The 12,065-nt window shown below is 53.8% G+C and carries 4 protein-coding genes and 6 pseudogenes; 7 read left to right on the top strand and 3 right to left on the bottom strand.

The features are described 5' to 3' along the window. Positions 1-58 precede the first annotated feature (58 nt). The 3 pseudogenes from ACMZI0_RS19850 (at position 59) to ACMZI0_RS19860 (ending at position 4,059) form a co-directional block, all read left to right on the top strand. Positions 59-1,024: pseudogene (locus ACMZI0_RS19850) on the top strand (ABC transporter substrate-binding protein). A gap of 295 nt (positions 1,025-1,319) precedes the next feature. After that, positions 1,320-2,882: pseudogene (locus ACMZI0_RS19855) on the top strand (MFS transporter). Between the two features lie 39 nt (positions 2,883-2,921). Beyond that, positions 2,922-4,059 (top strand): annotated as a pseudogene (locus ACMZI0_RS19860) (glycoside hydrolase family 88/105 protein). Between the two features lie 57 nt (positions 4,060-4,116). On the opposite strand, the pseudogene ACMZI0_RS19865 reads toward ACMZI0_RS19860, so the two are convergent. Further along, a pseudogene (locus tag ACMZI0_RS19865) lies at positions 4,117-5,096 on the bottom strand (MBL fold metallo-hydrolase). A 225-nt stretch (positions 5,097-5,321) separates the two neighbouring features. Here ACMZI0_RS19865 and queE point away from each other — a divergent pair. Further along, on the top strand, positions 5,322-5,993 hold the full coding sequence (queE, locus tag ACMZI0_RS19870; protein WP_415674236.1) for a 7-carboxy-7-deazaguanine synthase QueE: 672 nt from the start codon (positions 5,322-5,324) through the stop codon (positions 5,991-5,993). Between the two features lie 16 nt (positions 5,994-6,009). On the opposite strand, the gene queD is transcribed toward queE, so the two are convergent. Next, complete coding sequence (gene queD / locus ACMZI0_RS19875; protein ID WP_415674237.1) at positions 6,010-6,372, bottom strand: 6-carboxytetrahydropterin synthase QueD; 363 nt, start codon at positions 6,370-6,372, stop codon at positions 6,010-6,012. Between the two features lie 307 nt (positions 6,373-6,679). Between queD and cysJ the strand changes: the two are divergent. From cysJ to cysH, 3 genes and pseudogenes are all read left to right on the top strand, one after another. Next, a pseudogene (cysJ, locus tag ACMZI0_RS19880) lies at positions 6,680-8,512 on the top strand (NADPH-dependent assimilatory sulfite reductase flavoprotein subunit). Positions 8,513-8,544: 32 nt separating this feature from the next. Continuing rightward, complete coding sequence (gene cysI, locus ACMZI0_RS19885) at positions 8,545-10,242, top strand: assimilatory sulfite reductase (NADPH) hemoprotein subunit (protein ID WP_415674269.1); 1,698 nt, start codon at positions 8,545-8,547, stop codon at positions 10,240-10,242. A gap of 12 nt (positions 10,243-10,254) precedes the next feature. After that, positions 10,255-10,990: pseudogene (cysH, locus tag ACMZI0_RS19890) on the top strand (phosphoadenosine phosphosulfate reductase). Positions 10,991-11,061: 71 nt separating this feature from the next. Here cysH and ACMZI0_RS19895 read toward each other — a convergent pair. Then, the gene (locus ACMZI0_RS19895) at positions 11,062-11,796 is read right to left on the bottom strand and encodes an XRE family transcriptional regulator (protein WP_415674238.1); all 735 of its coding nucleotides are present in this window, start codon (positions 11,794-11,796) and stop codon (positions 11,062-11,064) included. Positions 11,797-12,065 lie beyond the last annotated feature (269 nt).

The raw sequence follows: 12,065 nt of genomic DNA on the forward strand, positions 1-12,065 counted from the left end.
GCGTCTCTCATTGGCACTGTTTGCCTGCTTGCTGACCGGCTCTGCGCTGGCGGAGGCAATGCCGATGAGAACCGTGCAGTATTACGGCGATCGTTCCGTTACTGTGCCTGCTCGAATAGAGCGGATTGCCACCTCCTGGAATGCGCAGAATTCAATTATTGCCATGTTGGGTTATGGCGATCGCATTGTGGCGACCACCAAAATCGTACGTGATACACCACTATTCCGTCAGTTTGTGCCGTCGATTGCGCAGGCAGCTTTAGCCTCACGCAGCGGTGATATGGGCATTAACAGCAAAGTGCTGGTTGCCAAACGCGCGCAGGTGCTGTTTGTACCGTAGAGTACTCCGTTAGCAGAAGCAGAAACGCTTAGCAAGGCGGGGGTTCAGGTGGTAGTGCTGCGTTACAACTCGCTGGATGCTATGGTGGAGCGCACGCTGATTACCGGCGAAATTCTCGGGCCTGATGCCCTACAGCGCGCCCGCGATTTCGCCGCATATTACCAGGATAACGTGCGACGCGTACAGGCGGTGATTGAGCGCATTCCGCGTGAGCAACGCTTAAAGGTCTACCACGCGGTAGGCGATCCGCTGACCATGTCGGGCCGTCTTTCTCTCAATCAGGACTGGATGGATCTTGGCGGCGCGATTAACGTTGCCGAACCCTGGTTTCGTCAGGTGGGTATCAGCACCGCGCCGGTTTCCCTTGAGCAGGTTGTGCAAGCCGACCCCGATGTGATTATTACCATGCGCGCGAGCGACACCGAGGCGATCCGTCAGGATCCGCAATGGCAAACGCTTAGGGCGGTTCAGCAAGGGCGTGTCTATGCAAATCCGCAAGGGATGTTCTGGTGGTGCCGCGAAACCTCCGAGCAGGCGTTGCAGTTTCTCTGGCTGGCGAAAACGCTCTATCCGCAACAGATGCAGCATATCGATATGGCAAAAGAAACCCATGACTTCTACCAGCGTTCCTATGGTTTTGATCTGAATGTGCAGCAGGTCGAGGGTATTTTGCACCCACGCTAATCATCTGGAACGCCGCCATAATGGGGCGTTCCTGTTCTCATCTTCCTTTTGCATCACCTTTCTGCCCTGTGATCGCCATAAACAAACTGCCGGTTTCATTGGTTTAAAATTGCTTTTTATAAAAACCTTGAGGTCGATCGCCGCGTTCTTCTCTGGGATGCCAATCCCGCCCGGTGCGTGGCAACCGTGCGAAGGTTTTCCCAACGCCCCGGCAGTAGTTTAGCTATCACGGCAGTAAAGGGTTTGGGCCTGCCGCATTACCTTCATAAAGACAATGACACAGGAAGGATGGCAAATGAAAACGCGTAAAATTGGGCTGGCCAACTATTTGGCATACGGCTCAGGTGATTTTCTCGGTGCGGGGACCACGGCGCTAACGGCGGCGTGGTTGCTCTATTTTTACACCACGTTTTGTGGTTTGACACCCATTGAAGCCACGTTTATTTTTGGCGATGGCCAGGGTGCTGGATGCCGTTGTCAGCCCGCTAATGGGGTTCCTGACGGATAACTTTGGTTCGACCTGGCTTGGCAAACGTTTTGGTCACCGTAAGTTATTTATTCTGCTGGGTATTCCTTGTGTGTTCAGCTACAGCCTGATGTGGGTGGGCGACATGGGGTACTGGTATTATCTGCTGACCTACCTGGTGTTTGATGTGGTCTACACCATGATTCTGGTGCCGTATGAAACGCTGGTGCCGGAAATGACCGATGATTTTAAACAGAAAACCAAATTCTCTGGTGCACGTATCGCGCTGACGCAGCTTTCTGCGATTCTGGCAGCGTTCCTGCCCGGTATCCTGCTCAGCCACTTTGGTAAAGACAACGCGATTTCTTTCTTCTATTCAAGCCTGGTCTTCTCGGTGATTTGTGCCGCGGTGCTGACACTGGTGTATTTCTTTACCTGGGAACGGCCGCGCGAAGAGATGTCGGCAGCGTCGTTGCAGGCAGAAAAGGAACGCCAGTCATTGACGCTGGGACAAAGCCTGAAACGCCTGAGCGTCGAACTCTCATCCACACTACGCATTCGCATTTTCCGTCAGCATCTGGGGATGTACCTCGGCGGCTATATCGCGCAGGACGTGTTTAACGCCGTGTTCACCTACTACGTGGTGTTTGTGTTGATGCAAAGCCCGACGGTGGCCTCAAACCTGATGGGCACCATGGCTATCCTGCAATTCCTGGCGGTGATTGGCATGATTCCGCTGTGTATTCGCTTCGGACCGGCACCTTCCTATCGTTTGGTGGTTTGCCTGTTCGGTTTGGCTGCGATTTCTTACGGTGTGCTCTATTACAGCGGCCTGCACGATGTGTTCTCTCTGCTGCTGGTTTCTGCATTAGCCGGATTGGGGCGTGGTGGGATCAACTATGTGCCGTGGAATACCTACACCTATATATCGCCGATGTGGATGAGGTGATCACTGCCCAGCGCCGTGAAGGGATCTTCGCCGGGATCATGACGTTAACCCGCAAGGCCTCTCAGGCAGGCGCTGTGATGCTGGTCGATGTGGTGTTACAACTGTCTGGGTTTGTTTCAGGACAGAGCGTACAAGCACCGGGTGTGAGCCACACCATTCTGATGGTGCTCAGCGTAGGCACAGTCTGCGTGCTGGCGTTGGGTTTTCTGGTCTCATTACGGTTTAAACTGAACCTGCAAACGCACCAGACCCTGCGTGAAGAGACGCTGAAAATGCGTGAAGCCGGACGTCCTGTGCCTGAACGCATTACGCCGCAGGAGCGTCAGGTAGTGGAAATGCTCTCTGGCATGTCTTATGAATCGCTGTGGGGCAACAACAATATCGGTTACCTGAATCGCCACAAACAGCCGGCGCATTCGGCAACCCAGGTGACTCAGCCTTAACTGCATTAACGCATTAACGATAAAAGTGGATGATAATCTATGACCGTATTCAGTGTTAAACATAGCCCGCTGCTGCGTCAGCCTGAGCACTTTATCTCTCGCGACTCTCTGAAAGCGTTGATCTGCCGCATTACCGATAATCTGGTCAATATCAAAGATGAAACCGGAGAGTTTCTGCTGCGGTTGGATGATGGTCGGGTCATTGATACCAAGGGCTGGGCCGGGTGGGAGTGGACGCACGGTATTGGCTTGTATGGCATTTACCAATACTACCAGCAGACTGGTGATGACCAGATGCGCGCCATCATTGACGATTGGTTTGAAGCCCGTTTGGCGGAAGGCACTCCCACCAAAAACGTCAACACCGTCTGCCCGTTCCTGACGCTGGCCTATCGCTATGAAGAGACACGCGACGCACGCTGGGTGCCTTATCTGGAGCGCTGGGAGGAGTGGGTAATGTACGAGATGCCACGCACGCAGAAAAACGGTTTGCGGCATATCGTCTACAACAGCGAAAACACCGATCAACTGTGGGATGACACTCTGATGATGAGCGTGCTACCGCTGGCAAAAATCGGCAAGCTGCTCAATCGCCCTGAGTTTATTGAAGAAGCGACCTACCAGTTCTTACTGCACGTGCAGTATCTGATGGATAGACGTAGTGGTCTGTGGTTCCACGGCTGGACGTTTGATGGCAAACACAATTTCGCCGAAGCACGTTGGGCACGCGGAAATAGCTGGCTGACGGTGGCGATCCCTGAGTTTATCGAGCTACTGGAACTGCCTGAAGGAAATGCAACGCGTCGCTTCCTGTTGCAGGTGCTGGAAAGCCAGATTGAAGCGCTGGCGCAGTATCAGGATGACAGCGGCCTGTGGCATACGCTGCTGGATGATGCCAACTCTTATGTGGAAAGCTCCGCAACTGCCGGGTTTGCCTATGGCATCCTGAAAGCGGTGCGCGCGTTATGTGGATAAACTCTATGCAGAAATGGCGGAAAAAGCGATTCGCGGCGTTATTGCCAACATCAATCAGGAAGGCGAACTGGTCAATGTGTCGTTTGGTACGGCAATGGGCCGCGATCTGGATTACTACCGCCAGATTCCGCTTACCTCCATGCCATATGGTCAGGCAATGGCGATCCTGTGCCTGTCTGAGTATCTGCGCGTCTATCTGTAAGCGGTAAGCAAGGGGGGGCCCGCGAAGGCATTATTATTTGCTTCGCGGGGTTTGGTGTTATTTCAGTCCGTTCAGGCTGTAATTCACCGGGATCCAGCGATAGCCGTTGGTGGTGCTGTTACGTTCCACGCGGGTATTCACATGGCCGATGCCTGGGAATGGCAGGTGTGCGCCCGCTACCAGATATCCTTCGCTGGCAGCCTGAGCAAACAGTGCTTCGCGTGTTTTGGTGGCCTGATCCATATCCGAATCGCAGCTGATAGTGGTTTCCGGTATCGGCATTTGCACTGCTTCGGCGTGCACGATATCATCCCATGCCAACAATTTCTTGCCGTCACTGACGATGCTATATGCGGTATGCCCCGGTGTGTACCCGGGCGCAAACACTGGCGTAATGCCAGGTAGCAGCGCAGCATCCCCAGTGAAGGTTTTCACTTTATTTGCTGACGCCAGAATCTTGAACGTGTCCTGAACCCGTTGGAATGCAGGCTTACGTTCAGGTGCTGCTTGCGCCAGACGCTGAGGATCCAGCCAGAAATCGTACTCTTTTTACGAGACATACACGGTTGCATTCGGATAAGCCAGCTTACCGTTTTGCACCAGACCACCAAAATGGTCGCCGTGCAAATGGGTCATCAGAATGGTATCTACCTGTTCCGGGCGATAGCCGGGGCTGCCAGCAGATTTTTCTGCACTTTGCCAACATTGCTGTTCGATTGTTGGCCGTTGCCGGTATCAATCAAAACCAGATTTTTTCCCGTGTTGACCAGAAACGCATTGATAGAGGTTTCGACGGTTGGGGCTAATGATTTTTCCGCCAGCAGTTGGCGAATGATGTTGGGATCGGTGCGCGTGAGCAGTTTGTCCATCGGCATGGCGTTTGTGCCATCTGAAAGCGCGGTGATTTCATATTGACCCAACAGTTGCCGATAGTAACCCGGCTGGGTTTTGACTTGCGTTGTGGGTTCTGCCACTGCGACATCCGGGAGGGCAAATGCCGTCATAGCCATCAGACACGCCGCTTTCAAACGTTTCATCGTATCGTTCCTTGTCGTAAACACCGTGAAAAAAATGGGCAATCCCCTTGATTATTAACTGAACTGCAACATTCATCAAATGTTCTCATTGCCTATTGTAACGTTATATTGCATTGGCTATCTGGCGTTATCCCTCAAATGCGGCATTTGGCGCACCGCAAGCAATCTGCAATAATAGCAGATTGCCAGCCAGGCTGGCACCCGATGGTTAAATGATAGGATGTTATGCTGTACCCAATAAACGAGATGTTTCAAACGCTGCAAGGCGAAGGTTTTTTTACCGGTGTCCCGGCAATCTTTGTGCGCCTGCAAGGGTGCCCAGTCGGTTGCAGTTGGTGTGACACCAAACACACCTGGGATAAGTTCGCTGAACGCGAAACCACGCTGGCGCAGATTTTGATAAAGACCGAGGAGAGTGATGCCTGGGCACCTGCCAGCCCGGAGGCGATTCTGGCGCGTATCCAGCAACAAGGGTATAGCGCATGGCACATCGTTATCACTGGCGGTGAGCCTTGTATCCACGATTTGACGCCGCTGACAGACTATCTCGAGCAAAACGGCTATCGCTGCCAGATCGAAACCAGCGGCACTCATGATGTGCGCTGTTCACTGCACACCTGGGTTACCGTTTCACCCAAAGTGAATATGCGTGGCGGCATGGTGGTGCTCGATCAGGCGCTACAGCGCGCTGATGAAATCAAGCACCCGGTGGCGCGAGAGAAAGACATTGAAGCGCTGGATGCCCTGCTGGCGCGCTCGCAGGATGATAAAGCACGTATTATCGCCTTACAGCCGATAAGCCAGAAAGACGAGGCGACCAAACTCTGTATCGAAACCTGTATCGCCCGTAACTGGCGTCTGTCAATGCAGACGCACAAGTATTTGAATATCGCCTGATAACAGGCCGATCCTTTTATTCCCCGCGATAAACGCAACCCGCCGTGCAGGTTTCTTTCACCATCACTGCGCTCAGCAGAGGCAGTGCCGGTTTTAACTGCTGCCAGATCCAGTGCGCCAGCACTTCGCTGGTGGGGTTTTCCAGCCCGGGGATTTCATTGAGATAGTGGTGATCCAACTGCTGCCAAACAGGGTTGAACACCGCTTTCAAGTCGGCGAAATCCATGACCCAGCCGGTGTGCGGGTCGACTTCACCGGTAATTTCCAGTCTCACCATAAAGGAATGCCCGTGCAAGCGGCCACATTTGTGGCCTTGCGGCACGTGTGGCAGATGGTGGGCGGCTTCAAACTGAAAATCTTTAAATAGCGTAGTGACCATAACAACGTTCCTGAAGGGATAACCGAGCGTAAACGAAAAGCCGTCGCATACTACCGGAAAGTTGCCCTTGAAGCACGTTTGGTCGAAGAATAATCTGAATCATGGGGCGTTAATCTGATCGGGTGGCCTATAACGCTTTAAGCGTTAAGGATTATCAGAAAAACCATTTAGGCATTTTGGTTATTAAATATTGCCATCGCGTCTTTAATTGTTGCGCGCTGGATAGGTAACCTTATATTCCATACAACTTTAGATTGCATAAAAATCGCTTTATGGCGGGACGACATACAAGGACACTGAAATCACAATGACCACTCCGGTTTCGTTGCTGCCGCTTAGTGCCGAGCAGCTCGCGCGTTTGCAGAGCGCCACGGGAGATTTTTCTCCGGCGCAGCTGGCCTGGCTGTCAGGCTATTTTTGGGGCGTCGCGCAGGGCAATGGGGCTCAGAGCGGCGCCGTGTCGGCCGTCTCGCTCCCGGTCAGCGCCGCCGCGCCTGCACCTGCCCAAAGCATTACGCTTATCAGTGCATCGCAAACGGGCAATGCCCGCCGTGTGGCAGAACAACTGCGTGACGATTTGCTGGCTGCCAAGCTTGCGGTTACGTTGGTGAATGCGGGCGACTATAAATTTAAGCAAATCGCGCAGGAAACGCTGTTGCTGGTGGTGATTTCCACGCAAGGGGAAGGGGAGCCGCCGGAAGAGGCCGTGGCGCTGCATAAATTCCTGTTCTCCAAAAAAGCACCCGCGCTAACAACGACGTCGTTTGCGGTGTTCGGGTTGGGCGATACCTCTTGCGAATTCTTCTGCAAAGCCGGTAAAGATGTTGATGGCCGGTTGGCCGAACTGGGCTCAGAGAGCCTGCTCGATCGCGTGGATGCCGATGTTGATTATCAAGCGGCAGCTGAACAGTGGCGTCGCCAGATTGTCGATATCCTCCAGGCACGGGTACCGGCACAAGGCGCGGCGGTCGTTCAGGCTAGCGCAGGCGGAACGCGGGATGAAATTTCCAGCAGTCCTTACAGTAAAACCGCCCCCCTACACGGCAAGTTTCTCCGTTAATCAGAAAATTACTGGGCGCGCGTCCGATAAAGATGTGCGCCATATCGAGATCGATCTGGGGGATTCCGGCCTGCGCTATCAACCGGGTGATGCGCTCGGCGTGTGGTATCAGAACGATCCGGCATTGGTGCAAGAGCTGCTGGAACTGCTGTGGTTAAAAGGGGATGAGCCTGTAAGCGTGGCGAGAAATACATTGCCTTTGTCGCAGGCACTGCAATGCCATTTCGAATTGACACAGAACACTGCGCCACTGGTGGAGAAGTACGCCGCGTTGTCACGTAATGACACGCTGCTGGCGTTGGTGGCAGAAAAGCCCGCGCTGCAACAGTTCGCCCAGCGCACGCCGCTGGTGGACATGGTGCGTCAGGCGCCGACGGAACTGACGCCAGAGCAACTGATTGGCTGGCTGCGCCCGTTGACGCCGCGTCTTTATTCCATCGCCATTCCATCGCCTCTTCTCAGGCCGAAGCCGAAAGTGAGGTGCATATTACCGTTGGCGTAGTGCGCTACGACTATGAAGGGCGTGCGCGATCCGGCGGTGCATCAGGTTTTCTGGCGGATCGTCTGAACGAAGAGGATGAGATCCAGGTCTTTATTGAACATAACGATCACTTCCGTCTGCCTGCCGATCCGTCTACGCCCGTCATCATGATCGGACCAGGGACCGGCATTGCGCCGTTCCGTGCCTTTATGCAACAGCGAGAAGCTGACGGTGCAGAAGGAAAAAACTGGCTATTCTTCGGCAACCCACACTTTACAGAGGATTTTCTCTATCAGGTGGAATGGCAGCGCTACGTCAAAGACGGGCTGCTGACCCACATCGATCTGGCCTGGTCGCGCGATCAGGCATACAAGATCTATGTGCAGGACAAACTGCGTGAGAAGGGCGAACAGGTGTGGCGCTGGATCCAAGACGGTGCTCATCTTTACGTGTGTGGCGATGCGAATCGCATGGCGAAAGATGTGGAGCAGGCACTATTGGACATCATTGTTGCCCATGGTGGTCTGGATGCAGAGCAGGCCGACGAATTTTTAAGCGAACTGCGCCTTGAGCGCCGTTATCAGCGCGATGTGTACTAGCGAGATCTTTATCAATGAGCGAAAAATTACCAATCGATGAACGCTATCCCGGCCCGTTAGTGGTGGAAGGGAAACTCGCTGATGCGGAGCGCCTGAAGCGGGAAAGCAACTACCTGCGCGGCACCATTGCTGAGGATTTGCAGGAAGGGCTGGCGGGCGGCTTTAACGGCGACAACTTTTTGCTGATCCGTTTTCATGGGATGTATCAGCAGGATGACCGCGATATTCGTGCTGAGCGTGCCGAACAAAAACTGGAACCGCGTCATGCCATGATGTTGCGTTGCCGTTTGCCCGGTGGCGTGATGACGCCGGAGCAGTGGTTAGGGATCGATAAGTTTGCCGCCGAGAGTACGCTCTATGGCAGCATTCGTATTACTAACCGCCAAACGTTCCAGTTTCACGGCATCCTGAAGCCGAACGTGAAACCGGCGCCCCAACTGCTGAACCAGTTGGGGCTGGATGCGCTGGCGACTGCCAACGATGTGAATCGTAATGTGCTTTGTACCTCTAATCCGGTGGAATCAGAACTGCATCAGCAAGCGTATGACTGGGCGAAGAAGATCTCCGAGCACCTGCTGCCTCGTACCCGTGCCCATGCCGAAATCTGGCTGGATCAGGAGAAAGTCGCCACTACCGATGAAGAGCCGATCCTCGGTGCGACTTATCTGCCGCGTAAGTTTAAAACTACGGTGGTGATACCACCGCAAAATGATGTGGATCTGCACGCCAACGATCTCAATTTTATTGCCATTGCAGACAATGGCCGTCTGGTCGGCGGCGGTCTCTCTATCGCCCACGGAGATAAGGCAACCTACCCGCGTACTGCCAGTGAGCTGGGCTATATTCCGGTAGAGCATACGTTGGCTGTGGCTGAAGCGGTGGTGACCTCGCAGCGTGATTGGGGTAACCGCACCAACCGCAAAAATGCCAAAACCAAATATACGCTGGGGCGTGTCGGTGTTGACACTTTCAAACGCGAAGTGGAAAAGCGCGCTGGCGTGACCTTTGAGGCGGTGCGCCCTTATGAATTTACCGGTCGTGGCGATCGCATTGGCTGGGTGAAAGGCATCGATAGCAAATGGCACCTGACGCTGTTTATCGAAAATGGCCGTATCCTCGATTACCCGGGCCGTCCGCTGAAAACCGGGTTGGCCGAAATCGCCAAAATCCACAAAGGGGATTTTCGCCTGACGGCGAACCAGAACCTGATTGTGGCGGGCGTGAGTACACGAAATAAAGCGAATATTGAAGCGCTGGCGCGTGAGCACGGTTTGATTGACGATAACGTCACCGAGCAGCGTAAAAACTCGATGGCCTGCGTATCGTTCCCAACTTGTCCGCTGGCGATGGCGGAAGCCGAGCGTTTCTTGCCGGAATTTGTCACTGAAGTGGAAGGCATTATGCAGCGGCACGGCGTGGGCGACGAGCATATCGTGTTGCGCGTGATGGGTTGCCCGAATGGGTGTGGTCGCGCCATGCTGGCGGAGGTTGGCCTGGTCGGGAAAGCCGTTGGGCGCTATAACCTGCATTTGGGCGGCAACCGGGAAGGCACGCGTATTCCTCGTATGTACCGCGAAAACATTACGCAGGCGGAGATCCTGAGCGAGCTGGATAGTCTGATTGGCCGCTGGGCGCTGGAACGCCAGCAAAGCGAAGGGTTCGGTGACTTTGCCATCCGCAGCGGTATCATCAAGCCGGTGCTCGATCCGGCGCGCGATTTTTACGATTAACCGGGAGGCATGATGTTGGCATTCTCTCTTGAGGCGCTCAATGCGCTACCAAAACCGGAGCAGGCACAGGCTCTGGCGGAAACCAACGCGCAACTGGAAACGCTTTCTGCCGAGGGGCGAGTGGCCTGGGCGCTGGAGTACCTGCCGGGAGAGTATGTGCTCTCTTCCAGTTTCGGTATTCAGGCGGCTGTAAGCCTGCATCTGGTCACGCAACTGCGCCCTGATATTCCGGTTATCCTCACCGATACTGGCTACCTGTTCCTGGAAACCTACCAGTTTATCGACACGCTGGCCGAGCAGTTAAAACTAAATCTGAAGGTCTATCGTGCCGAGCACTCTCCGGCCTGGCAGGAAGCGCGCTATGGTAAATTGTGGGAGCAGGGCGTTGAGGGCATTGAGCATTACAACCAGATCAACAAAGTTGAGCCGATGAACCGTGGGTTGAGGTGAGCTACAGGCGCAGACCTGGTTTGCCGGATTGCGGCGCGAACAGTCTGGCAGCCGTGGACATCTGCCGGTGCTGGCGGTTCAACGCGGCGTCTTCAAGGTGCTGCCGATTATCGATTGGGATAACAAGCAGGTGTATCAATACCTCAAGCAGCACGGTTTGTCCTACCATCCGCTGTGGGAGCAGGGTTACCTGTCCGTGGGTGATACGCATACCACGCGTAAGTGGGAGCCGGGGATGAGCGAAGAAGAAACGCGCTTCTTCGGTCTGAAACGGGAGTGTGGGTTGCACGAGGGATAAGTTACATCGTGCTGAAAGGGAAAAGGCCCGTTTGTTAACGGCCTTTTTTGTGCGCAGCGCTGGCGCAGCCATCAGTAATCCAGTACCGCCCACCAGAACACGCGACCAATAATATCGACTTCACTGAGGGATTTCTCCTCAACGGGATGTTCTGCGCTATTGTAGCTGCGGATACTTACCGTGTTCGGCCCAACCTGATACAGCAACTTGATGCGATTCCAGCCGTTTTGGCTGATGGCGTAGATCTTGCCATCAATAATACGCTTATCGTTGGTATTGACGGTCACGGTCGTACCATCGGGAATGAAAGGTTCCATGCTGTCGCCCTTGGCTGGGAAACAGAGCACGCCGGAGCCATCCGAATTCGCGCCGACGCGGCGCAGGGTCGATTTGGAAAATCGCAGTTTAAACCCGTTATGATCTTCATTCATGATGCGCCCAGTCCCACAGGCGAATTCAATATCTTTCAGAAACGGCACTTCCACTTCATCATCCCGCAATGGAGTATGGCTATCCCACACATCAACCGTTCCCCACTGGGATTCCGGCGGAATGTTGGAGCGCGAATCGTAAGGCGCTACCGCTTGAGCACGCATAGGTTCATCACCATTTGCCAACCATTCCGGACGCACCCCCAGAGCATCGGCGATATCAATGATACGCGATGTTCCTTTCGCCTGACCGGAGGTCAAACGCCAAATGGTTGGCTGAGCCATGTTAACGGCGCGTGCCAATTGCCCCTGGGTCATTCCCACCAGCGACATTGCATGGTTAAGCCGTTCTGCCAAAGTATTCATCGTTTTCATACTGATGACTTTATAGCATTCGCTATTGCTTTTCAAGTAAAGCAGCAATACCTTTTGCTATTATGGATAGCTAAAGGTATTATCGCATCAACAAGACAGGCTAATCGTGAGTAACGGATGCCAGTTCTTAACTAAATTAATGGCTTTCCGGTGGCAGTGTGTGACTGCCTCTCTTTTGTTATTCCAGGGGACGGTGTGGCAAGAACCCAATGGTCTTGTCTGGTAACGGTATAGATACAACTAACGGTATAGATACAACAAAGGTGGCG

Origin of the sequence: Symbiopectobacterium sp. (assembly GCF_047692315.1) — a bacterium.
Classification (GTDB): domain Bacteria; phylum Pseudomonadota; class Gammaproteobacteria; order Enterobacterales; family Enterobacteriaceae; genus Symbiopectobacterium.

Coding starts and splice junctions, on each gene's coding strand:
- queE (WP_415674236.1), top strand. CDS start 5,322: ATGCTGTACCCAATAAACGAGATGTTTCAAACGCTGCAAGGCGAAGGT.
- queD (WP_415674237.1), bottom strand. CDS start 6,372: ATGGTCACTACGCTATTTAAAGATTTTCAGTTTGAAGCCGCCCACCAT.
- ACMZI0_RS19895 (WP_415674238.1), bottom strand. CDS start 11,796: ATGAAAACGATGAATACTTTGGCAGAACGGCTTAACCATGCAATGTCG.